At 65.4% G+C, this 22,173-nt stretch carries 20 protein-coding genes; 8 read left to right on the top strand and 12 right to left on the bottom strand.

Annotation, left to right across the window (positions count from 1 at the left end; genetic code table 11):
* Positions 1–179 precede the first annotated feature (179 nt).
* The 3 genes from mltG to gmk all read left to right on the top strand — a co-directional run bounded on the left by mltG (position 180) and on the right by gmk (position 3,110).
* Positions 180–1,439 (top strand): endolytic transglycosylase MltG, encoded by a 1,260-nt coding sequence (gene mltG, locus ACVIW0_RS21320; RefSeq protein ID WP_461354110.1) that lies wholly within the window; start codon positions 180–182, stop codon positions 1,437–1,439.
* A 126-nt stretch (positions 1,440–1,565) separates the two neighbouring features.
* Entirely contained in the window at positions 1,566–2,453 is an 888-nt protein-coding gene (locus tag ACVIW0_RS21315; protein ID WP_461354109.1) for a YicC/YloC family endoribonuclease, read from the top strand.
* Between the two features lie 3 nt (positions 2,454–2,456).
* Positions 2,457–3,110: a guanylate kinase gene (gene gmk / locus ACVIW0_RS21310; RefSeq protein WP_461354108.1), complete on the top strand. Its 654-nt coding sequence runs from the start codon at positions 2,457–2,459 to the stop codon at positions 3,108–3,110.
* A 59-nt stretch (positions 3,111–3,169) separates the two neighbouring features.
* Here gmk and ACVIW0_RS21305 read toward each other — a convergent pair whose 3' ends face one another.
* The 8 genes from ACVIW0_RS21305 to lptF all read right to left on the bottom strand — a co-directional run bounded on the left by ACVIW0_RS21305 (position 3,170) and on the right by lptF (position 13,221).
* Positions 3,170–4,219, bottom strand: coding sequence for a hypothetical protein (locus tag ACVIW0_RS21305; RefSeq protein WP_461354107.1), 1,050 nt, complete (start codon positions 4,217–4,219; stop codon positions 3,170–3,172).
* Between the two features lie 270 nt (positions 4,220–4,489).
* A complete protein-coding gene (locus ACVIW0_RS21300; protein WP_461354106.1) occupies positions 4,490–5,548 on the bottom strand; it encodes an alcohol dehydrogenase in 1,059 nt (352 codons plus the stop codon).
* A 19-nt stretch (positions 5,549–5,567) separates the two neighbouring features.
* Entirely contained in the window at positions 5,568–6,422 is an 855-nt protein-coding gene (gene rsmA / locus ACVIW0_RS21295; RefSeq protein WP_461354105.1) for a 16S rRNA (adenine(1518)-N(6)/adenine(1519)-N(6))-dimethyltransferase RsmA, read from the bottom strand.
* A complete protein-coding gene (gene pdxA, locus ACVIW0_RS21290) occupies positions 6,423–7,424 on the bottom strand; it encodes a 4-hydroxythreonine-4-phosphate dehydrogenase PdxA (protein ID WP_461354104.1) in 1,002 nt (333 codons plus the stop codon).
* 17 nt (positions 7,425–7,441) lie between these two features.
* Entirely contained in the window at positions 7,442–8,392 is a 951-nt protein-coding gene (locus tag ACVIW0_RS21285; protein WP_461354103.1) for a SurA N-terminal domain-containing protein, read from the bottom strand.
* Positions 8,393–8,465: 73 nt separating this feature from the next.
* Positions 8,466–10,883 (bottom strand): LPS-assembly protein LptD, encoded by a 2,418-nt coding sequence (locus ACVIW0_RS21280; protein WP_461354102.1) that lies wholly within the window; start codon positions 10,881–10,883, stop codon positions 8,466–8,468.
* Positions 10,884–10,960: 77 nt separating this feature from the next.
* Complete coding sequence (gene lptG / locus ACVIW0_RS21275) at positions 10,961–12,058, bottom strand: LPS export ABC transporter permease LptG (protein WP_461354101.1); 1,098 nt, start codon at positions 12,056–12,058, stop codon at positions 10,961–10,963.
* Positions 12,055–13,221, bottom strand: a complete 1,167-nt coding sequence (gene lptF / locus ACVIW0_RS21270; protein WP_461354100.1) for an LPS export ABC transporter permease LptF — start codon at positions 13,219–13,221, stop codon at positions 12,055–12,057. The genes lptG and lptF overlap by 4 nt, the downstream gene beginning before the upstream one ends.
* 370 nt (positions 13,222–13,591) lie before the next feature.
* On the opposite strand from lptF, the gene ACVIW0_RS21265 reads away from it, so the two are divergent.
* The 3 genes from ACVIW0_RS21265 to ACVIW0_RS21255 all read left to right on the top strand — a co-directional run bounded on the left by ACVIW0_RS21265 (position 13,592) and on the right by ACVIW0_RS21255 (position 16,235).
* The gene (locus ACVIW0_RS21265; protein ID WP_461354099.1) at positions 13,592–15,094 is read left to right on the top strand and encodes a leucyl aminopeptidase; all 1,503 of its coding nucleotides are present in this window, start codon (positions 13,592–13,594) and stop codon (positions 15,092–15,094) included.
* Positions 15,095–15,112: 18 nt separating this feature from the next.
* On the top strand, positions 15,113–15,565 hold the full coding sequence (locus ACVIW0_RS21260) for a DNA polymerase III subunit chi (RefSeq protein WP_461354098.1): 453 nt from the start codon (positions 15,113–15,115) through the stop codon (positions 15,563–15,565).
* A gap of 157 nt (positions 15,566–15,722) precedes the next feature.
* Positions 15,723–16,235, top strand: coding sequence for a hypothetical protein (locus tag ACVIW0_RS21255; protein ID WP_461357384.1), 513 nt, complete (start codon positions 15,723–15,725; stop codon positions 16,233–16,235).
* A 17-nt stretch (positions 16,236–16,252) separates the two neighbouring features.
* Here ACVIW0_RS21255 and ACVIW0_RS21250 read toward each other — a convergent pair whose 3' ends face one another.
* The 3 genes from ACVIW0_RS21250 to ACVIW0_RS21240 all read right to left on the bottom strand — a co-directional run bounded on the left by ACVIW0_RS21250 (position 16,253) and on the right by ACVIW0_RS21240 (position 18,884).
* Positions 16,253–18,118: an ABC-F family ATP-binding cassette domain-containing protein gene (locus ACVIW0_RS21250; RefSeq protein WP_461354097.1), complete on the bottom strand. Its 1,866-nt coding sequence runs from the start codon at positions 18,116–18,118 to the stop codon at positions 16,253–16,255.
* 107 nt (positions 18,119–18,225) lie between these two features.
* Positions 18,226–18,408, bottom strand: a complete 183-nt coding sequence (locus tag ACVIW0_RS21245) for a hypothetical protein (RefSeq protein WP_461354096.1) — start codon at positions 18,406–18,408, stop codon at positions 18,226–18,228.
* 221 nt (positions 18,409–18,629) lie between these two features.
* The gene (locus ACVIW0_RS21240; protein ID WP_050425937.1) at positions 18,630–18,884 is read right to left on the bottom strand and encodes a hypothetical protein; all 255 of its coding nucleotides are present in this window, start codon (positions 18,882–18,884) and stop codon (positions 18,630–18,632) included.
* Positions 18,885–19,231: 347 nt separating this feature from the next.
* Here ACVIW0_RS21240 and ndk point away from each other — a divergent pair, with 347 nt between their 5' ends.
* Both ndk and ACVIW0_RS21230 read left to right on the top strand, forming a co-directional pair.
* Entirely contained in the window at positions 19,232–19,654 is a 423-nt protein-coding gene (ndk, locus tag ACVIW0_RS21235) for a nucleoside-diphosphate kinase (protein ID WP_461354095.1), read from the top strand.
* Positions 19,655–19,767: 113 nt separating this feature from the next.
* Positions 19,768–20,604: a TerC family protein gene (locus ACVIW0_RS21230; protein ID WP_461354094.1), complete on the top strand. Its 837-nt coding sequence runs from the start codon at positions 19,768–19,770 to the stop codon at positions 20,602–20,604.
* A gap of 62 nt (positions 20,605–20,666) precedes the next feature.
* Here the strand turns inward: ACVIW0_RS21230 and ppx are convergent, their stop codons facing one another.
* Positions 20,667–22,169, bottom strand: coding sequence for an exopolyphosphatase (gene ppx / locus ACVIW0_RS21225; RefSeq protein ID WP_461354093.1), 1,503 nt, complete (start codon positions 22,167–22,169; stop codon positions 20,667–20,669).
* Positions 22,170–22,173: the final 4 nt, after the last annotated feature.

Raw genomic sequence — 22,173 nt, 5'->3', positions numbered from 1 at the left:
AAGAAAACGCGTCAAAACAAGAATCTGAAGTCCCGTCCCGATTCAATCGGAATGGGACTTTAGCACTAGTCCACCGTTTTGCCGTATTCCGCGGTGACTCCTAATAGCGGGCGTATGCTATTGGCGGGGCAGGGGTTTGTCCGGCCACGATTCAACCGGCAGGATATTGGTTTGCATCGATGAGTGAGAGGCCGCCCATTTCACCGAGGAGTCCCCGCGCGGCGCTGGAGCCCGAGCAGGTTCCGCCGCCGCCCAAGCGCTCGGATCGCGCCCGCAATCCCTTCGTGATCGTCGGCAACGCCATCTTCACGATCCTGATCATCCTGATGCTCGGCGCCGGCGCGACCTATTACTATGGCAAGCAGGCGCTGGAATCGCCGGGACCGCTGCAGGAAGACAAGATCGTCAACATTCCCGCGCGCGCCGGCAAGCGCGACATCGCCGACGTGCTGTCGCGCGAGGGCGTGATCAACGTCAATCCGTGGGTGTTCATCGGCGGCGTGTTTGCGCTGAAGGCGAGCTCCGACCTCAAGCCCGGCGAATATTCGTTCCAGAAGAATGCCAGCCTGCGCGACGTCATCGCCACCATCGTCGACGGCAAGGTGGTGCAGCACGCCATCACGATTCCCGAGGGCCTGACCTCCGAGCAGATCGTGTCGCGGCTCTCCGACAACGACATCTTCACCGGCTCGGTGCGCGAGATCCCGCGCGAGGGCACGCTCTTGCCGGAGACTTACAAATTCCCGCGCGGCACCACGCGCGACCAGGTGATCCAGCGCCTGCAGCAGGCGCAGAAGCGCGTGCTCGCGGAGATCTGGGAACGCCGCAACACCGATACGCCGCTGAAATCGCCGGACCAGCTGGTGACGCTGGCCTCGATCGTCGAGAAGGAAACCGGCCGCGCCGACGAGCGCAGCCGCGTCGCCGCGGTGTTCGTCAACCGGCTGCGCCAGCGCATGAAGCTGCAATCCGACCCGACGATCATCTACGGGCTGGTCGGCGGCAAGGGCACGCTGGGACGGCCGATCAAGCGCAGCGAGATCACGCAGCCGTCGCCCTACAACACCTATGTGATCGAGGGCCTGCCGCCCGGACCGATTGCCAATCCCGGCCGCGCCTCGCTGGAGGCGACCGCCAATCCGGCGCGCACCCGCGACCTGTTCTTTGTTGCCGACGGAACCGGCGGCCACGCCTTTACCGAGACCTACGACCAGCACGCCAAGAACGTCGCCAAGCTGCGCGCCTCGGAAAAGCAGATCCAGAACGACACAGTCGAGCCTGCGGATGATCCCGCGCCTGCCGCTGCGGCGCCGGGCGCGGCGGACAGCAATCCCACGGCGACCACGCCGCCGAAGCCCACCAATCAGAAGAAGCCGCCGCGCAGCGGTCGCCAGGGCGCAGCCCAGCAGACCACTTCGCCGCCCGTCGTGCAGCGCTAGCTTCTCGTTTCCCGGAGGTGGACGTAATTCCACTTTCACGGAATCCGTTTTAAGATCGCACCGGCTGCTCACGAGTCCCGCGGGCTCGGGGGGAGTCTCAAATCATTCTGTTGGAGAGTTCACGCGATGGCGCTGTCGAGCATGACTGGCTTTGCCCGAAGCCATGGCGCGAGTGGTCCCTATACGTTCGAGTGGGAGCTGAAGTCGGTCAATGCCAAGGGTTTTGATCTGCGGTTGCGGCTGCCGCCGGGCTGGGACGAACTGGAGGCGCTGGCCAAGAAGCGCGCCGGCGAGATGCTGTCGCGCGGCACGGTCTACGCCAATCTAAGCGTCAAGCGCACCGACGCGGCGCAGACCATCCGCATCAATGAGGACGTGCTGGCCGCCGTCGTGAAGGTCGCGGGCACGCTCGCGCAACGCATCGACGCGGTGGCGCCGAGCATCGACGGACTGCTCGGCATCAAGGGCGTCATCGAGGTGGTTGAGCCCGAGAGCAACGAGGAGGAGGACAAGGCGGCGCGCGAGGCCGCGGCGATGGCCTTCGAGCAGGCGCTCGCGAGCCTCGTCGAGATGCGCCGCCGCGAGGGCGATGCGCTGGGCCAGATCCTGATGCAGCGGATGGACGAGATCGAGCGGCTCGCCAAGCGCGCCGAGGCGGCGCCCGGCCGTAAGCCCGAGGCGATCAAGGCGCGGCTCGCCGAGCAGATCGCCGCGCTGCTGGAGACCTCCGATCGCTTCGATGCCGACCGGCTCAGCCAGGAGGCGATCCTGATCGCGACCAAGGCCGATATCCGCGAGGAGCTCGACCGCATCGCCTCGCACATCGCCCAGGCGCGCGAGATGATCGGAAAGGGCGGCCCGGTCGGGCGGCGGCTCGACTTCCTCGCCCAGGAGTTCAATCGCGAGGTCAACACCTGCTGCTCGAAGTCGAACGATGTCGAGCTGACCAATACCGGGCTTGAAATGAAGAACGTGGTCGAGCAGTTCCGCGAACAGGTCCAGAATCTGGAGTGAATGATGACGGCGCAGGGTTTTGACGGCGTAGAGCGGCGCGGACTGATGTTCGTGCTGTCGTCGCCCTCGGGCGCCGGCAAGACGACGCTGTCGCGCATGCTGCTCGATCGCGAACCGGGCCTGAAAATGTCGGTGTCGGCGACGACGCGGGCGCGGCGTCCGGGTGAGGTCGACGGTCGCGACTATTTCTTCGTCGACAAGAAGACGTTCGAGACCATGGTCGAGCAGGGTGAGCTGCTCGAATGGGCGACCGTGTTCGACAATCTCTACGGCACGCCGCGCGCGCCGGTCGAGGCGGCGTTGTCGGTGGGGCAGGATGTGCTGTTCGACATCGATTGGCAAGGTACGCAGCAGCTTCACCAGAAATTACAGACCGACGTCGTGAGGGTCTTCATCCTCCCGCCGTCTGCGGCCGACCTTGAGAAGCGCTTGCATACGCGGGCACAGGACTCGGAGGAGGTCATCCGTGGGCGGATGAACCGGGCTTCCGACGAACTGAGCCATTGGGCCGAATACGACTACATCGTGGTCAATCAGAACATCGACGACGCATTTGCTGAAGTGCAGTCGATTCTGAAGGCCGAACGGCTCAAGCGCCAGCGGAGAACCGGCTTGACCGAATTCGTACGCGACCTGCGACGCCAGCTCGAGAAGTAACGCTGCGGGATGGTGATGCGATCGCAGCGATCGCATCACGAGTTCATTTCCTAACTGGCCTAGTTCGCCGCGCTGCGCGCCAGCCGCTGCAGCATCGCTGCGATCTGCCGGTTGTCCTGCTCGCTCTGGGCCGGATCACGGGCCGCCTCACGACGCGGCGCCGGCGTCTCGGCGCGGCGCGGAACCGGGGTCTCGGCACGGCGCGGGGGGGCCTCCGACAGGCGCAGCGGACGGTCGCGGCCGACCACCGCCATCGGCGGCGCCGGCTCGGTGTGGAGCGAATCCCAGGGCGCCTGCCACTCGTCCTTGATCTGGTAGGGCGGCGTCCGCGTGCGTGTCAGGCGGAACACCAGCGCGCTGACCAGGCCGGCCAGCGCCAGCGCTCCGACCATCACGATCAGCAACATCTGCGTCGAGGACGATGACTTGTCCGCGGGCGCCTCGGCCGCAGCGGCGGCCGCTGGTGCCGGCGCGGCCGCTTGCTGCGGCGTCGCGTCGGCCTGGGCGACCACGGTCGGCTGGTCCGCGGCATGCCGGGTTCCGTTGGTCCCAGCCATGCTCGATGCATCCAGCCACCTGGCGTTCACGTCCGATGGCTGGCCGTTTGCGCCGGTGGGCGCGGCTGATGCCGCCGGATCGGTCGACGCCGGCGTGCCGCCAGCCTGACCTGCATCCGGGCTTGCAACAGGCGCGGCCTGCTGCGAGGGCCATTCGGCATGGGCGTTGGCAACCGATTTGCGCATCGCCGGTTGCGGCGCCGGCTGCGCTGCCGGCGCCGGCTGGCTCGGTGGCGGCGCCGCGTCGGCCGTCGCGGTGTCGGGCGCGGCCGCGGGCTGCTGCTGCGCTGTCGCGGTCTTGGCGACAACCTTGTTCTTGGCATCACCAAGGTACCAGCACTTCTTCTGGGTGCTGCGGTCGAGGTGGTAGAACCAGTGGCTCCCCGCCGGCGCGGTTCCCTTCGGCGCGGACTGACAGGTGTCGGCCGTCTTGGTGTTCGCCGTATTGGTTACCGCCGGAGCGGCGGCGTTCTCGGCCACGGCGCCGAAGTTGGCCCCGGCCACAATGCTGGCGGCAAGCGCCGCAGCGAATTTCGCTGAACGATTTGACATACGCGTCCCCGGTATTCTTTTTTACGCAAACGCTGGTGCAACCAATCTCGGTAAAGAGTTGGGTCGCAATGCGCCGCAAATCCGGAACGGGTTGGGCTTAATTGAGGCTCGCAGCGTGCCGCAATTGGGGCGAGCCGGTGGCCGAGGAAGGCTGCGCTGGACCGATGGCGTCCGGCGCGACCAAGCTGTGGCGCAAGAAACATCGCAAGAAACATGATGTCCCGCCGGCGCTACAGCGCCGGCGGGACATCACGGTTAGTTCTTCAGTACTTAGTTCTTCAGTACGATGCGTCCCACGACCTTGCCGGCACGGAGTTCATCGATCCATTTCTGGACGTCGGCCATCGGCTCTTCCTTCATCGGCGTCGGCTTGATCTTGCCGGCGCGGGCGAGCGCCATCAGCTCCTGGCCCTCGGCCAGCGTGCCCACCATGAAGCCTTCGATGGTCATGCGCTTGTAGACCCATTGCACCATCGGCAGCGTGAACTGGCCGCCCATCAGGCCGGACACCACGATCTTGCCGCCGCGTGCCACCGTCGCCACCGCAAACGCCATCGACTTCTCGTTGCCGGCAAAGTCGACGACGCCGTCGAAGCCGCCGTCGCTCTCCTTCAGCATGCGTTTGACGACATCGGGCTCTGCCGGATCGTAGGCCGCCGCCGCTCCGTTCTTCAGCGCGGTCTCGCGCGCCGCGGGGCTGAGATCTGCAACCGTGATCGGCTGCTTGAACATCGCCTGCGCGAACGACAGGCCCATCATGCCGACGCCGCCGAGACCGATCAGCAACAGGTTGCGCTGGCGCGGACGATCGACCAGGCGCTTCAGCGCGCCATAGGCGGTGACGCCGGAGCACATCAGCGTGGCGGCCTGATTGACCGGCAGCGGATCGTAATCGAGCAGATACTTTGCGTCGGGCACCAGCACATGGGTGGCGAAGCCGCCGTCGATCGAGACGCCGAGGAAGCGCTGCTTCACGCAGAGATTCTCGTCGCCGGCGAGGCAGTCGCGGCATTGGCCGCAGCCGATCCAGGGGAAGACCGCCTTCTTGGCGCCGACCAGATCCTTTGGCGCATCAGGACCGACCTCGTCGACGACACCCGCGATCTCATGGCCGAGCGTGAAGGGCAGGGTCATGCCGCGGGTGGTGTCGAGCTTCTTGCCGCCGCCGAGATCGGCGTAGCCGTCCTGGATGTGCAGATCGGAATGGCACAGGCCGCAGCGCTCGATGCGCACCAGCACTTCGCGTCCCTGCGGCGTCGGAGTGTCGACGATGGTTTCGCACAGCGGTGCATCGAACTTGACGAGGGATTGGCGAACCATGCGCGCCATTACGTTTTCTCCTGTTGTTCTATTTTGTGGACCGTATATCGGCCAATTCCCTCGCCATGGCAACAAAGCCCGGGACCGGGATGGTTTCGGCACGCCGTGTCGCGTCGATACCGGCTGCGGCTGCGAGCCGCGCCGGATCGGCCGAGAGCGATTTCAGGCTTTGGCGCAGCATCTTGCGGCGCTGGCCGAAGGCGGCAGCGGCGACTTGCTCGAGCAGGCGGCGGTCGCACGGTGCGGGCACGGCGCGCGGGATCAACCGTACCACCGAGGACGTCACCTTCGGCTGCGGCACGAACGCTGCGGGCGAGATGTCGAACAGGATCTTGGTCTCGGCGCGCCAATTGGCGAGCACCGCGAGCCGGCCATAGGCCTCCTCGTCCTCATGCGCGACGATCCGTTCCGCGACCTCGCGCTGGAACATCAAGACCATGGTGTCGTACCAGGGCGGCCACGGCTCGATCGACAGCCAGTCGATCAACAGCTGGGTTGCGATGTTGTAGGGCAGGTTGGCGACGATCTTGGCCTTAGCCCCACCAAGCAAGGGACGCGGATCGAAATGCTGCGCGTCGCCATGCACGATCTCGATGCGGCCGGGGTAGCGCTTGACGATGTAGTCGAGCGCATCAATCGCGCGCTCGTCGCGTTCGATCGCGACGACGCGCCTGGCACCCATCGCCAGCAGCGCGCGCGTCAGTCCGCCGGGGCCGGGTCCGACCTCGATCACGGTGCAATCTTCCAGCGGGCCTGCGGCGCGGGCGATGCGCGCGGTCAGGTTGAGATCGAGCAGGAAATTCTGGCCGAGCGATTTACGCGCCGACAGCGAATGCTCGCGAATGATGTCGCGCAGCGGCGGCAGATCGTCGATCGCGCTCACCTAGCTCGACGCCGCGGCCATGCGCGCGGCGAGCCGCAGCGCGGCGATCAGGCTCGACGGATTGGCCTTGCCGGTGCCGGCGATGTCGAACGCGGTGCCGTGATCCGGCGAGGTCCGGATGAACGGCAGCCCCAACGTGACGTTGACGGCATCCTCGAACGCGATGGTCTTGATCGGGATCAGCGCCTGATCGTGATACATGCAGAGCGCGCAGTCATAGGTTTTTCGCGCGGCGGCGTGGAACATGGTGTCGGCGGGCAGCGGGCCGCGGGCGGCAATGCCCTCGCGGCGCAGAATCTCGACCGCGGGCGCGACGATCTCGACGTCCTCCATGCCGAGCGTACCGTCTTCACCGGCATGCGGGTTGAGGCCGGCAATGGCGAGCCGCGGCGCCGCGAGGCCGAACCGCGCCTTCATGTCGGCGACCACGATCCGCGCGGTCGACACGATCAGGTCGGTCGACAATTGCGCCAGTGCCTCGCGCACCGACACATGGATCGTCACCGGGACGACGGCCAGCGCCGGCGACCACAACATCATCACCGGCTGCGGCGCAGCCTCGCCGGGAGCGGCCAACTCGGCGAGAAATTCAGTGTGGCCGGGATGGCGGAAGCCGGCACGGTACAGCACGTTCTTGGCGATCGGATTGGTGACAACCGCGCTGGCCTTGCCAGACGTGACATCGGCGACGGCCTGACGGATCGACGCCAGCGCCGCATCGGCACTGGTCCCGTCGGGCTTGCCCGGTCGCGCCGTTGCCGCCTTGCCGGTCGCGACGACGGGCAGGGCACGCGCAAACGCCGCGGATGCTTCCTCGGCGCTGACCTCAGCGAACGTGACGGCGAGCCCGAGCGTCCTGGCGCGCTCGGCAAGCGCGGCGCGGTCGCCGAGCAGGTAGAACGGCGGAAGATCGAGCTCGCGGCGCCGCAGCCATGCAGCGAGCGTGATGTCGGGGCCGATGCCTGCGGGCTCGCCGGATGTCAGTGCGAGAGGTTGGGCCATGCGTCAACGATAGTCGATCATCGCCCGCCTGGATATTCGATCATCGCGGCCTTGCGGACTTCCTGCAGGTAGGCCTTCGACTTCGCCTCGTACTTCTGCACGTACATCTTGTCCCGCATCTCACGCTTCTTCGGCGTGTCCACGGTGGTTGCCTTCCGCCCGCAAAGGGCGACCATTTCGACGCCCTGCTTGGTGACCTCGGGAGGGGTGAGGTGACCGACCGGAGTCTTATCCAGGATGTCGCGCAGCGACTGCGGCAGGTCGGCCGATGTCTTCACCACGATCTCGCGGATCGCGGCGTTGCGCATCGACTTGAAGAAGCTGTTGGCCTCCTCGCAGCTGGTGACGCGCTCGCGCAAACTGTCCGCTTCCTTGCGGCGTGCCTCGAATTCGGACTGCGCAGCGCCGCGCGGTACGATCAGGACGACCGGCTGCATCCTGTATTCGAAGGCCTCGGCGTCGGGGGCCTCGCCGGTCCCCTTGACCGCGGTGTCGACGTCCTTTTCACCGACCTGGAGGCTTTCCTTGAAGCGGCCACGGACCAGGCTGGTCCAGACCATGTCGGCCCGGATGCGCTGTTTCAGCGTATCGGGCCGGATGCCCTTGCTCTCCAGCACCTTGGTCAGCTGGTCGTTGGACAGCCGCATCCGCTGCGCCATGCCGCCATAGGACTGCTCGATATCGTTGGCGGTGGGATCGACGCCGAACTTCTTGGCTTCCTTGATCTTCAGCTTCTCGTCGATCAAATCGTCGAGGACGGCCTTTCGATCGGGGGCCTTGCCGCCGGTCAGCGCGTTCAGCTTGGAGCGCTGCTCGATGTCGAAATTGGTGATGGGCTCGCCATTGACCATGACCGCGATGGTCTGGGCATGCAGCCGCGCACCGCCCCCGAGCAGGAGGAAGAGTGCTAGCAGGCAACTCAGCACGAGCGAACGGCGGCGCGTTGGCAGGCGAGCGGCGGTCGTCATTATCGTCATGTCAGCCGTTTAAACCAATTCAAGCCGGGGCCACAGGCCCGCGGGCAAAACAAGCCCCCGCTTGTTACTGCATGCCAGCCGCACTGCTGGTCGTGGAGGTCTGGGCAATCGTTCGCAGCCCGATCTGGAACATGATCGCGTGGCTGAGAACGGGCGGCTGCGAACCCGCCTGATAGGTATAGGACGTGACATAATTGGCAGCCAGCACGAAGCAGTCGTCCACATAGCCTGCGCCGACCGCATACTGGTTGATCTTGTTCGCTTCAAGGTCCCAACGCGCCGCACCCTGAACCACCCAGTTCGACGCCACCTTGACCGAGCCGCTCGTGAGGATACCCTCGCGGCGCGTCAAATAGCCAAGTTCGGGCTGCGCCGCATAGTCGCCGTAGGTTACCGCGACCGACCAGCGATCGAAGTTCGCGGCCGCCGTAGCCTCGAACCGGTTGATGTTCCAGGTCGCCTCATCCATCCGCGTGCGGACGCTGAACGTGTAGGTGCGGTTGGGCGAATAGGCGAGGCTCGCGACATAGTCCGAACGCGCGTTCTGCAAGCCGGAGTCGATGCCGGTGTTGGTGACGTCGGCGACCGCGAACGAGTTCAGCCCGAACAGCTGGTAGGACTGCCCGAACATCGCCTTGACGCTGCCGCCATGATCGAACTGCGTGGTGGCCTGCACGCCGACATTGGCGCGGCTGCCGCCCTCGACGCGATCGTAGCCGGAGAACTTGTCGACCGCGAACAGGTTCGAAGTGTCGAACACCAGGCTCTGCGCGTCCTCGTTCGGAAGCTTGCCGGCGTTGGGCTCGTTGGGCCGGATGATGACCTGCGCGATCGGCTCGACAGTCGTCGTGCCCCACGGCTGCACGTTGATGAAGGGGTAGCGGTATTCGAAGCCGACCGTCGGCATCAGACGAACCGTCTGGGTATCGCCGACCGGCAGGAAGTTGGACACGCCGGGCTGGTTCGAGATGTCGGCGTTGATGGCGTCGGCACGCACGCTGACGAACGGCGTCCAGATCTGGCCGAGCGGGTCGGTGTAGGACTTGCGCCACTGCGCCTCGGCCGTCAGCCGCGTGTAGGTGCCCGGCATGCCGCGCAGCAGGCACTGCGACGGAATCCGCGCCATCGGATCGGCCGACGTGGTCAGGCACAGGCCGTTGGTGTTGGCGGTCGTCGTGATCGGGTCGAACACCGCAGTTTCGCGGGTCAGGTTGACGAAGTTCATCTTGTAGCTGAACTCGCCGCCCAGGATCGGACTGTTGATCACGTTGTTGTAGTCGATCACGGGCGCGACCACCGGGACCTGGTTCTGGTTGCCCGAGTAGCTGAGATAGTAGATCGCGCGCGCGTCGAAGAAGCTGCGGTTGCCGACGCCGGTCAGATAAAGCTGCGAGATGGCCTCGGTCGGCAGCGACAGGAACGATCCGAACGGGTCCTTGTACTGGGCGAGCCGGTAGTCGGACATGAAGAAGTAGTCGGACAGCAGCACGCCGTCCCAACCCCAGACCCATTTGTCGTTCAACGCGAACTGACCCTTGGTGTCGATGCCCCAGCGGAACTGGCGATCACCGGGCTGGCCGGCGAACGCGCCGGGATCGGTCTGGTCGATGCCGTAGAGCCGGATCTGATAGGCGCCGTCCGCAAAGCGCTGGCGGAATTCGGTCTGCAGCAGCACGCCCTGCTTGGACGTGATGCGCGGATTGAAGGTCGCGTCCATGTCAGGCGCGATCGCCCAGTAATAGGGGATTTCGACGCCATAGCCGAACGCCGTGTACGAGGTGAAGCCCGGCATCAGGAAGCCGCTCTTGCGCTTCACGGTCGGATCGGGCGTCGAGAAGTAGGGCAGATAGGCCAACGGAACGCCGAAGAATTCGAGCTGGGCGTTCTCGAAATAGAGCATCTTCTCGGTCTGGTTATGGATGATGCGCGCGCCCTTGACCTGCCACAGCGGCGGCTTCTTCGGATCATCCTTACAGGGCGCGCAGGCGGTATAAACGCCGTTGTCGAACACCGTGTAATTGCCGCTGGACCGATCGGCGCGGGTCGCCGCCATGCGGGTCTGGTCTTCGGTATCGACGCGGAGCGAATCGACGAAACCGTCGCGGTAGTCGTCGCTGAGATCCATGATGTTGGCGTAGGTGATCTTGCCTTCCGCATCGGTCATGCGGATGTTGCCTTCGGCATGAAGACGCTTGGTCTTCTGGTCGTAGATGACCTTGTCGGCCTCGACGCTGGTGCCGTTGTAGAACATCTGGACGTTGCCGACCGCCGAGATCCGCGAGTTGTTGTAGTCGTAGTCGACCTCGGTCGCCTGGACGAGCATCTGCCCGTCGTTCTTGGCCGGCGGGCGGGGCGGCTTCGGCGGACGCGGATTGTAGGTGAACGCCTGCGCGGCAGCCGGCGTCGACGCGACGACCTCGAGCGTGCTGACCGCGATCAACGCGGCGAGAAGAGTTGAGATCGAAACGCCAAACGCGGCCATACGGCTCCGTTGGCGGCGCAGAGCACTGCGCCGCCCGCAAGCAGGCGACCTCAACTGGCGGGAAGCGACACCGGCCACTACCCGTCCTCCTGGTACAGCAAGGCTAAGAAGCCGGTGAGGCTACCCACGACGACGGGCAACCACGCCGCAGCGATGGGATGCATCAACTCAGCCTTGCTCAAATCTTCCGTTACTTTCGACAGCACGTAGAGCAGAAAGCCTGCGCCCACGCCACTCAAAACCATCTTCTGCACGCCGCCCATCCGAAAGAAGCGGAGGCTCACAGAAGCCGCCAACATCACCATCGCAGCCAGCAAAAACGGCTGTGCGATGAGCTTGTGATACTGCAAGCGATAGCCGGCCGTCGCGAACCCTGAGCTCTCCGACGAACGGATGTAGTTCGGCAGTTGCCAAAAGGACACAGTCTCGGGGGTGGAGAAGCTGTTGCGCACCTGTGCCGGGGTGAGGGTGGTGGTCAGATAGAAGGTGTCCTGATCCACCGGAGGCTTGTCGAGGGTGTATCGGCGTACGCCGGTGAACACCCAGCGGCCTTCTTCGAGGGTCGCTTCGCGCGCTTCGATTCGCTCCTTGAACTGCAGCGCCGTATCGAATCGAAACACCGTCAGTCCGGTCAGCCGGATGCCCTGCTGCTCGCTGCGCGCGGCATTGATGATCGCCTGACCTTCGTCGTTGATCTGGTTGAGCCAGAAGCCAGACGCGTCCTGGATGCCGCCGCCCGGCGCCGAGCCGAACAGCTCGGCTTCCATCCGTTTGGAGAGCTCGCGCAGATTGGCCGAGACCGGATTGTAGGCGGTGGTCGCGAAGATGCCGAGCACGATCGCGCTGGCCAGCGCCGGCGAGATGAATTGCCAGGCCGAGACGCCGGCGGCGCGGGCCACCACGAGCTCGAGCCGCCGTGACAGAGCGAGGTAGCAGGTCATCGCGCCGATCAGCACGCAGAACGGCATCAGCTTCTCGAGCAATTGCGGCACGCGGAACAGCGAGGTCTCGGCGACGGTGATGGCGGAGACGTCGACCAGGCCGGACGTCTTGCGCACCATCTCGATGTAATCGACCAGCACGAGCAGCACGAAGATGCCCGCGAACACGCCCACCGCCGCGACCACGAAGCGGCCGGCGAAATAGCGCCCGAGCGTGTTTGTGACCATGCTCATGCGGTTGCCGGCCTCCGGAACAGGCGGGCGATCCGCTCGTTGTTCCTATTGATCGCTTCCAGCAGCCGTGGCGGCGGTTCGACGACCACGCCGCCGACGATCATCCAGATTCCGACCGCGATACCACCGAACAGCATCAGGTATTGCAGCAGCGCGGCGATCGGCGTCTTCACCGCCATGACCGAGCAGGCGAAGCCGACCATGCGCAGGCCGAACACCGCGAAGACCGAGCCGCCGATCGAGAAATTGCGGCTTTGCCGCGTGGTGCGCGGCGCGCCGAGGAAGGCGAAGGTGAGGGCGGCGAATGCGAACGGATAGACCGGCGCCATGAAGCGGTCATGCAGCTCCGCGAAGAACTGGCCCGACAGCTGCTTGTAGGTCTGATCGTTCTCGTCAGGCCACATCAGCTCCCAGAGATAGCGCTCGCGAATCCCAAGCGTGACGTCGCGGCCCTGCGAGAATTTCGACATGTCGAAAGCGTAGCGCTGAAACACCACCAGCGTCGGATCGCGCTTGCCGACTTCGAATCGCTCGAGATTGCCGTCCTCCAGCACGAGATATGAACCGTTCTCGTTCTTCAGCACGGTGCCGTGGTCGGCGACGATGGTGACGCGCTGCTGCGGATCGCGGCGATCGTCGACGAAAACACCGCCGAGCACGCCGCCGGGCAGCCGCTCGCGGATCCGAATCGTCAGGTTCTGATCGAGCTGGGCGAAGCGGCCGGGCTGCAGGATGTTGGTCAGGACGTCGGCGGTGATCTCGGCGTCCCACTGCTTGATTCGGCGCATCCCGTCGGGGGCGAGGTAGGCGCCGATGAAGGCGACCAGTGCCGCCACCACGCAGGTGGCCAGGAAGAACGGCCGGAATAGCCGGAACGGCGAGAAGCCGGCCGCGTTCATCACGATGATCTCGGAATCGGTCGCGAGCTTGTTCAGCGTGTGCGAGATCGCAATCATCAGCGCGATCGGGGCGATGATCAGGACCAAAGCGGGAATCACGAGGCCGGTGATGCCGAGGAAGGTCAGGATGGTCTGACCCTGGCTGGTCATCAGGTCGATGCCGCGCAACGCCTGGGTAATCCAGATCACGCCGGTGAGGCTGACCAGGACAAGCGCAAACGACGCCAGCGTCGTTTTGAAGATGTACTTGTCGATCGACCCCATCGCTACCGCACGGCCCCCAAGACCCCCTGCACGCAGCCGAACGCACGGCTTTCGACCAATCCCGTCAACCCGGGTTCCCCTTTGGCCGAGCCGCGGACTCATCCGGCTCACTCTGTGTCCACTCTCTCACTACCATCCCTTTGATCCGTCAACAAAATGGCCGAGCCAAGGCACGCTTAATTTATGGTTAATTAATCGCTTTTGTGGCCTTCCGGCCACTCCGGCGCTTGGCAGCGGCGCAGCCGACAGGCCATAGTGTGCGGCAAGCCCGGCCCGGGCTGGTCCCGGACCGCCATCGCAATGCTCACCCCGCGCGCCGGAAGGACCGCCTCAGGTCCGAGCAACACCCTGAGTTCTGGAGGATTTTCCTATGTCCGACGCCGTCAAGGTCGGCTTTGTCCCATTCTCTGCGTCCGCCCGCGGCATCCTTGTCGCCTTTTGTGACGAGCAATTGAAGCTGGGAGCCACTGCAAGGAAGGCGCTGGGGGCTGCCGCCGAGACGGTGAAGCGGGCGGCCGCAGCCAACCAGTTCAAAGGCAAGAGCGGGACAACGCTGGACATCCTGGCGCCGGAGGGACTCAAGGTCGATCGCCTGATCGTGATCGGTACCGGCAAGGCGGCCGACCTCAAGGAGAAGGACTTTCTCAAATTCGGTGGCGTGCTGGCCGGCAAGCTCAACGCCGGCAGCGGCGCGATGACCGTGATCGCGGAATTGCCCGAGGCCGCAATGGCAGCAGGCCAGGCGGCTTCGATCGCCACCGGTATCCGCCTGCGCGCCTACAAGTTCGACCGCTACAAGACCAAAAAGAAGGACGGCGAGGACAATGCGGTGCGGGCCGAGGTCTCGATCGCGGTCGACGACGTCGCTGCCGCCAAGAAGGCGTTCGCGCCTGAATCGTCGGTCGTCGACGGCGTCAACCTGGCGCGTGAGCTCGTCAACGAGCCGCCGAACGTGCTGTACCCCGAGGAGTTCGCCCGCCGAGCCAGCCAGCTGCGCAAGCTCGGCGTCACCGTCGAGGTGCTCGACGTCAAGGCGATGACCAAGCTCGGCATGGGCGCGCTGCTCGGCGTCGGGCAGGGCTCGGCGCGGCCAAGCCGGACCGTGATCCTGCGCTGGAACGGCGGCAAGAAGAGCGAGGCGCCGGTCGCATTCGTCGGCAAGGGCGTCTGCTTCGACACCGGCGGTATCTCGATCAAGTCGGCCGGCGGCATGGAGGATATGAAGGGCGACATGGGCGGTGCGGCCTGCGTGGTCGGGCTGATGCACGCGCTGGCCGCGCGCAAGGCCCGCGTCAACGCGGTCGGCGCCATCGGCCTCGTCGAGAACATGCCCGACGGCAATGCGCAGCGTCCCGGCGACATCGTGACCTCGATGTCCGGCCAGACCATCGAGATCATCAACACCGACGCCGAGGGACGCCTCGTGCTCGCCGACGTGCTCTGGTACGTCGCCAAGAAGGTCAAGCCGAAATTCATGGTGGATCTGGCCACGCTGACCGGTGCCATCATGGTCGCGCTCGGCACCGATCACGCCGGCATGTTCTCCAACAACGACGAGCTCGCCGAGCGCCTGACCAAGGTCGGCCTCGAGACCGGCGAGAAGGTGTGGCGCATGCCGCTCGGTCCCGAATACGACAAGCAGATCGACTCGCAATTCGCCGACATGAAGAACACCGGCGGCCGCAATGGCGGCTCGATCACGGCGGCGCAATTCCTGCAACGCTTCGTCGACGGCACGCCCTGGGCGCATCTCGACATCGCCGGCACGGCGATGGGCGCGCCGAAGACCGAGATCAATCAGAGCTGGGGATCGGGTTACGGCGTCCGGCTGCTCGAGCGGCTGGTCTCGGACTATTATGAAGCCAAGAAGTAAGAGAGTGTCGGCCGGCGCATGACCGAGGTTCTGTTCTACCATCTACAGAACATGACGCTGGAGAGCGTGCTGCCGCCGTTGCTCGAGAAGTCGCTCGAGCGCGGCTGGCGGGTGGTGGTGCAATCGACGTCGCAGGAGCGCGCCGAGACGCTCGACGCGCATCTGTGGACCTACAGCGACGATTCGTTTCTGCCGCACGCGACGGCGCGCGCCGCCGACGCACAGGATCAACCGATCATCCTGTCGATCGAGGAGAGCAATCCGAACCGGGCCAATGTCCGCTTCCTGGTCGACAATGCGGCGCTGCCGGCCGACTGCGACAGCTATGAGCGGGTGGTGCTGGTGTTCAACGGCGACGACCCGGACGCAGTGGCCGCCGCGCGGGAGAGCTGGACCGTCTGCAAGGCGCGCGGCTTCGAGGTCACCTACTGGCAGACCGACGAGCGAGGACGCTGGCAGCGGCGCCAATAGCGATATCGACTAATTAATGATAATTCGACGTTTCCCGGGGCGGGTCACGGTCATGCCGCAAAGTGATGTTCGGACAAGCCCTTACCTCATGGGGTCAGGAGCCTTGTCGATCGTGCGAGACGGAACATTGAGTCGGAAGTCGCTGCTGGCGTTGCTGGTGCTTGCGCCAGGGCTTGCCGGTTGTTCCGGCGCGTCCGACGTCTTTTCGCGTGATGCGGACTGGTTCTCGCGCCCTGGACGGGTGTTCATCCGCAACATCTCGATCGAATCGCCGCCGCTGACGCCGGACAAGCCGGTGACCAACGACGATCTCGTCAGTGCCGACGGCGGCTGTCCGGGCATGGCACCGCCGGCGGGCGCAACTGACGCGAACGCACAGGCTCCCGGTGCTCCGCCGCCGCAGCCGGCCGGCGGCAGCGTCGCACTCGGCCACACCGAATGCGACGTGGTGCGCGGCATCGGCGCCCCCGACAGCGTCAATCTATCCAGCGGCCCGGGCGGCGAACGCGTCGCGGTCGTGACCTGGTCGCGCGGCGCACGCGCCGGCATCTACACCTTCACCTCGGGACGCCTGACGTCGGTCGAACGTGGGCCGGATGCTGCGCCGGAGCCGAAGATCGCGAAGCCGACGAAGAAGCCGAAGAAGCCGGCGCCAACCTCGAACGGTTGAGCGCCTTCCGGAAGATTCTAGTTCGCGGCTTCGTCGAGTTCGGCGCTGGCTTCCAGCCATTCTTCCTCGGCGCGTTGCAGTGCGCTCTCGGCGCCGGCGCGCGCCTTGGTCAGCTGCGCGGCCTGTTTGGGATCGCGCGTGAAAATATCGGGCAGCGCGAGCGCGGTATCGATTTTTGCAATGATGCCGTTGATGCGCTCGATCTCGGCCTCGGCCTGCGCGATCCGCTGCCGCGGTGACGCGCGCTTCTCATTCCTGATCCGTTCGGGCTTTGCCGGCTGCTCCCTGACGCGCTCGCGCGACGCAGTGCGTCCGTCATTGGCCGACAGGATCATGCGGCGGTATTCGTCGAGATCGCCCTCATAGGCCATCACGGTCTGGTTGGCCACGACCCACAACCGGTCTGCGCAGGCCTCGATCAGATAACGATCGTGCGAGACCATGATGATGGCGCCGGGGAATTCGTTGATCGCCTCCGCCAGTGCTGCACGGCTGTCGATGTCGAGATGGTTGGTCGGCTCGTCCAGGATGATCATGTTCGGGCCATAGAACGTCGCAAGCCCGAGCAGCAGCCGCGCCTTCTCGCCGCCCGACAGGCTCCGCACCAGCGTGTCACCGGCCTTGCCGGAGAAGCCGATCGCGCCGACGCGGCCGCGCACCTTGCTCTCCGGCGCCTCGGGCATCAGCTTGCGGATGTGATCATAGGGCGAGCCGTCGAGATTGAGCTCGTCGACCTGGTGCTGGGCGAAATAGCCGACCGATAATTTGTCGGCTTTCGTGATCCTTCCCGAGAACGGCGCGAGCTTGCCGGCCAATAGCTTGACCAGCGTCGACTTGCCGTTGCCGTTGGAGCCGAGCAGCGCGATGCGGTCGTCGGTATCGACGCGCAAGGTGACGCGATTGAGCACCGGCTTGCCCGGCTCATAGCCGACCGAGACGTCGTCGACCGCGATGATCGGCGGCGACAGCAGTTTCTCCGGCGCCGGGAACGAGATCTCATGGACATCCTGGGTCACCAGCGCGGTGATCGGCTTCATCCGCTCCAGCATCTTGACGCGCGACTGCGCCTGGCGGGCCTTGGAGGCTTTCGCCTTGAAGCGGTCGACGAAATCCTGCAGCCGCTTGCGCTCATCGGCCTGCCGCTTGGCGTGCTTGGCGTCGAGCAATTCGCGCGCGGCGCGCTGCTCCTCGAATGAGGAGTAGGTGCCCTTGTAGAGCGTCAGCCTGCCGCGATCGAGATGCAGGATCTGATCGACCGAGGTATCCAGCAGATCGCGGTCGTGGCTGATCACGATCACGGTGCGCGGATAATTGGCGAGATGGTTCTCCAGCCACAGCGTGCCTTCGAGATCGAGATAGTTGGTCGGTTCGTCCAGCAGCAGCAGATCGGGCGCCGAGAACAGCGTCGCCGCCAGCGCCACGCGCATGCGCCAGCCGCCGGAAAATTCCGCGCATGGCCGCGCCTGGTCTGCGGTCGAGAAGCCGAGGCCGGAGAGGATCGCCGCGGCCCGCGCGGGCGCGGAGTGCGCGTCGATGTCAACCAGCCGGGTCTGAATCTCGGCGATCCGGTGCGGATCGTGCGCCGTCTCGGCCTCGCGCAGCAGCGCGTCGCGTTCGAGATCGGCCTTCAGCACGACGTTGATCAGGCTTTCCGGCCCGTCGGGTGCTTCCTGCGCAAGGCTGCCGATCCGCCAGCGCGGCGGCAGCGTGATGCTGCCGCTCTCGGTCGGCAGGTCGCCCCTTATGGCATGAAACAGCGTCGACTTGCCGACGCCGTTGCGGCCGACAAAGCCGACGCGCGCGCCGGGCACAATTTGCACAGAACTGTGATCAATCAGCAGCCGCCCGGCGATCCGGACCGAGATGTCAGTGATGGAGAGCATGCCGCGTTGTCACCGGCCCCGGTGACAAACGCAACCCCGTCTATTGGTAAAATCTATCCGGAAGGCTGTTGCAAAACGTAATTGGGCCGCTCGTGAGCCCGAAACATCTAATGGCGGTCGTTTTCCCGTCGGTGCATTTCATCAAGGAGCTGCTGCAGGCGGGGCGACAGCGCACGCTCCGGCCGCAGGCTTTGCTGGAGCCGTTCACCCACCGCATCGCAGATATAACGGCAGGTCTTGGGATCGATCTGATCTGGATCGGTGTCGATCTGGGTCATCGTCATGCTCATGGCAGGTCTCTTGGATGCCTTTTGGCGAGTTCCACCTCGCGTGTTCGTAAATCCTCCGCATGACAAGTCGCGACCCTGAATTTGGTTTCCGCTCCGCCTTACTCTCAGCTTGAGGTAGTGAACGGCGGTGTTGCGCGGTTGGGTTCCCCAAAAGCATGAAAAAAGCCCCGGCGCGAGGCCGGGGCTGAGCAAGTCAGGGAGCAGTCGACAGAACAGATGGATCAGTAGCAGCGGTTGACCAGGCGCCAGCGCGGACCCCACGGGGTCGGTACGACGCGGCGGACATAGCAGCCGCCGTAGCCATATCCGTAACCGCCGTAGTAGGCGGGACCTCCGACGATGACGCGCGGGCCGCCCCACCAGCCGTGATGCCATCCACCGTGCCAACCACCCCAGGCCGACGCGGAGGTCGGGGCGAGCGCGGCAGCACCGAGCGAAATCGCGGCAATGGCGGCGAGTGAAATCTTGCGTAACATGATCGTCTCCTCGAGCTATGAGCGCGCGTGACGCGCGCGGTGACATCGTTTCCCGAGACGTCCTGTGAGGCTTGCGGATGGGGGCCAGCAAGGCGTCCGATCGATGCAGAGCCTAAATGGCGGCAGCTGAACGGCGGCGGCATGGCGCTGACAGAATGGGTTCACCTAGGTGAAATCGCGGTAAGCTTGCCGAGCCGACCCGCGGACCAGAGGCCGCCCGGATGACGGTTTTCGTCGTGAAAATGCATTAAAACTAAAGGCTAACGCGTCACAGGGTCGCTTGCCGTCACCCCAGCGCGCCGATATAAGCCCCGGCAACTCCCAGCCACGTTTACAAGGACGAAATCATGGCGATTGAACGCACCTTTTCGATCATCAAGCCCGACGCCACCGAGCGCAACCTGACCGGCGCGGTCAATGCGGTGATCGAGAAGGCGGGCCTGCGGATCGTGGCGCAGAAGCGCATCCGGATGACCCGCGGCCAGGCCGAGACCTTCTACGCGGTCCACAAGGCGCGCCCGTTCTTCGGCGAGCTGGTCGACTTCATGACCTCGGGCCCGGTCGTGGTCCAGGTGCTGGAGGGCGAGGGCGCCATCCTGAAGTATCGCGACGTGATGGGTGCGACCGATCCGTCGAAGGCCGCCGAAGGCACCATCCGCAAGCTCTATGCGAAGTCGATCGGCGAGAACTCGGTGCATGGTTCGGATGCGCCGGAGACCGCGGCGATCGAGATCGCGCAGTTCTTCGCCGGCAATGAGATCGTCGGCTGACGCCGCACAATTGGAAGTGACGCGGTCTCCCTTGGGAGGCCGCGTCGAAACAGAACTGGGGAGCGGCGGACGTCCGCCGCCAGGGGCGGCCGCAAGGCCGATTAGGACTCGCTGTGGACTGGCTGTGGCAGATCTTTGATCCGGCGAACATCGGCGCGTTCTTCACCGAGTTCAAGAATGAGATGGCGACGCCGACCTTCTGGGTCGCCGTCGGCAAGATCATCTGGATCAACGTCCTGCTGTCCGGCGACAACGCACTGGTGATCGCGCTGGCCTGCCGCGGGCTCGCGCCGCGCCAGCGCCTGTGGGGCATGATCCTCGGCGCTGCCGCGGCGGTGCTGCTGCGCGTCATCTTCACCGGCATCGTCGCCAGCCTGATGGAGCTTCCCTACCTGAAGCTGGTCGGCGGCCTGGCGCTGATCGTGATCGCCGCCAAGCTCTTGGTGCCGGAGCAGGAGGACGAGGACAGCGTGCACGCGGCCGCCCATCTGTGGGCCGCAGTTCAGATCGTGGTCGTCGCCGACATCGTGATGAGCCTCGACAACGTGATCGCGGTGGCGGCTGCCGCCAATGGCAGCGTGCCGCTGCTGGTGCTCGGACTTGCGATCAGCGTTCCCCTGATCGTTGCCGGCGCGGCGCTGATCATGGCGCTGCTGACCAAGCTGCCGGTCCTGGTCTGGGCCGGTGCCGCGCTGCTCGGCTGGATCGCCGGCGACGTCATCGCGACCGATCCCGCGGTGCATCCCAAGCTCGATGCGCTGTTGGCCGGACCGCTCGGGGCCAAGCTCGATTCCTGGCTGGCCTCAATCGGAATGACGCCGCAATTCGCCCATGGCAACGGCGGCGAGATCACGCTCGCCATGCTCGGCATCGTCGTGGTGCTGGCGATCGGGGCGCTGTGGCGCCGCCACGCGCTGCGCAAGGCCAAGCACGCCGCCAAGGCGGCGTAACCATAACGCTTTCGAGCGAAGTGGACGCCGGTTCGCGTGAAGAAAACGCGTCAAAAAAAGCTTTAGCGCCGCACGATCGAGCCGGCGCGGCCGAGCAGCCGCGCCAATTGCCTAAAGCGGCTGCCGACGCGATCGGCGACCAGATCCACCATCCGGTGCTCGAACACCAGCATCAGCTTGCGGCCCTGGGTGCGGAAATGCGTCAGCGGCAGCACGCCGGTGCGCGCCGCCGTGATCAGATGCGCGACGCGGAACGCGGCGCCGAGCACGCGCGCGCGCTCGTCCATCGCCGGCGTCACCAGCGCGCGGATCTGCGGCGGCGGTTCGTTCTCCTCGCTCAGCCCGGCGTAGCGATAGAACACCGACAGTGCGACGAAGGCACGGCCCTGATGCGTGATCGAGCCGAAATTGCCGTTCATGATCAGGCTGAGGGTTTCCTCGCCGCGATGATCCGGGTGCACGCGCCAGCCGATGTCGGAGAGCAGGCAGGCGACGTGACGCAGCCTGCGATCCTCCTCGGTCTCGCGCAGCCTGACCACGCGCACCAGCCGGTCGGTCCACGCCGTCAGCTCCTGGGCGTGGCGCGCCGAGCGCGACAGCAATTCGTTGAGGTTCTGTGCGGCGCAGAGCAGCCCGTCCTTGGCGCGCTCGGTCGGCGGCAGCATCTCGTAGAGCAGGCCTTCGCGCACGCCGAAGGTCGAGAACACGATGGTCTTCGGCTGCGCTGCGCGGATGATGTATTCGAGCACGAGCGCGGCATAGGCCAGTAGCGGCCGCCGCGCATCGGCGATCGATTCGATATTGGCCAGCGTGTTGGTCGCCGCGAGCCGCCGCAGCCGCTGCGCGAAATCGAGCGCGTCGGCGGCCGGGATCGAATAGCCGTGCATCACCTTGAGCGGGTAGCCGCTCTGGATGATGTGGATGCGGGCCAGCGCGCGCCAGGTGCCGCCGACCGCGTAGAAGGTGCGACCGCGGCCGGTCTTGAGCTGGGCGACGCCGAGCAGCTCGTTCTTGACGATGCGTTCGGCGCGCTTGAGCGATTTGTTCGAGAGGTCCTGCAGCGCGAGGCTGCCGAGCGGCAGCGTCACGCCGCTGCGCACGCGGCTGCCCTTGACGTCGATCAGTTCGAGCGAGCCGCCGCCGAGATCGCCGACGATGCCGTTCGGATTGTGGATGCCGGAGACGACGCCGAGCGCGGATAGCTTCGCCTCACGCGGGCCGGTGAGAATTTCGATCTTGGCGCCGCAGATCCGCTCGGCTTGCGCGATGAAGTCCGGACCGTTCTTGGCGTCGCGGCAGGCGGCGGTCGCGATCGCATAGACGCGGCCGACCTGCTGGATCCTGCACAACGCGCGGAAGCGGCGCAGCGCGGTCAGCGCCTTGTTGACGGCGTCGGTCGCGAGCAGGCCGGTGCTCTGCACCTCGCGTCCGAGCCCGCACAGCGCCTTCTCGTTGAAGATGGTGACGAGGCTGCGCGCCAGCGCCTCGTACACCACGAGACGAACCGAGTTCGAGCCGATATCGATCACAGCGACGCTGGAAGCGCGCTTCCGCGGCCGCTTCACCGGT

The organism is Bradyrhizobium sp. USDA 4454 (genome assembly GCF_054822705.1).
The sequence above is the reverse complement of the archived record's forward strand: the minus strand, read 5'-3'. Positions and strand labels throughout refer to the sequence as shown.

What these genes read in the sequence shown, in the direction of transcription:
- ACVIW0_RS21260 (WP_461354098.1), top strand. Translation starts at nt 15,113, where the DNA reads ATGACCGAGGTTCTGTTCTACCATCTACAGAACATGACGCTGGAGAGC.
- ACVIW0_RS21240 (WP_050425937.1), bottom strand. Translation starts at nt 18,884, where the DNA reads ATGTTACGCAAGATTTCACTCGCCGCCATTGCCGCGATTTCGCTCGGT.
- ACVIW0_RS21305 (WP_461354107.1), bottom strand. Translation starts at nt 4,219, where the DNA reads ATGTCAAATCGTTCAGCGAAATTCGCTGCGGCGCTTGCCGCCAGCATT.
- pdxA (WP_461354104.1), bottom strand. Translation starts at nt 7,424, where the DNA reads ATGGCCCAACCTCTCGCACTGACATCCGGCGAGCCCGCAGGCATCGGC.
- ACVIW0_RS21300 (WP_461354106.1), bottom strand. Translation starts at nt 5,548, where the DNA reads ATGGCGCGCATGGTTCGCCAATCCCTCGTCAAGTTCGATGCACCGCTG.
- ACVIW0_RS21285 (WP_461354103.1), bottom strand. Translation starts at nt 8,392, where the DNA reads ATGACGACCGCCGCTCGCCTGCCAACGCGCCGCCGTTCGCTCGTGCTG.
- ACVIW0_RS21265 (WP_461354099.1), top strand. Translation starts at nt 13,592, where the DNA reads ATGTCCGACGCCGTCAAGGTCGGCTTTGTCCCATTCTCTGCGTCCGCC.
- ACVIW0_RS21245 (WP_461354096.1), bottom strand. Translation starts at nt 18,408, where the DNA reads ATGAGCATGACGATGACCCAGATCGACACCGATCCAGATCAGATCGAT.
- ndk (WP_461354095.1), top strand. Translation starts at nt 19,232, where the DNA reads ATGGCGATTGAACGCACCTTTTCGATCATCAAGCCCGACGCCACCGAG.
- lptG (WP_461354101.1), bottom strand. Translation starts at nt 12,058, where the DNA reads ATGAGCATGGTCACAAACACGCTCGGGCGCTATTTCGCCGGCCGCTTC.
- mltG (WP_461354110.1), top strand. Translation starts at nt 180, where the DNA reads ATGAGTGAGAGGCCGCCCATTTCACCGAGGAGTCCCCGCGCGGCGCTG.
- gmk (WP_461354108.1), top strand. Translation starts at nt 2,457, where the DNA reads ATGACGGCGCAGGGTTTTGACGGCGTAGAGCGGCGCGGACTGATGTTC.
- ACVIW0_RS21315 (WP_461354109.1), top strand. Translation starts at nt 1,566, where the DNA reads ATGGCGCTGTCGAGCATGACTGGCTTTGCCCGAAGCCATGGCGCGAGT.
- ACVIW0_RS21250 (WP_461354097.1), bottom strand. Translation starts at nt 18,118, where the DNA reads ATGCTCTCCATCACTGACATCTCGGTCCGGATCGCCGGGCGGCTGCTG.
- ACVIW0_RS21280 (WP_461354102.1), bottom strand. Translation starts at nt 10,883, where the DNA reads ATGGCCGCGTTTGGCGTTTCGATCTCAACTCTTCTCGCCGCGTTGATC.
- lptF (WP_461354100.1), bottom strand. Translation starts at nt 13,221, where the DNA reads ATGGGGTCGATCGACAAGTACATCTTCAAAACGACGCTGGCGTCGTTT.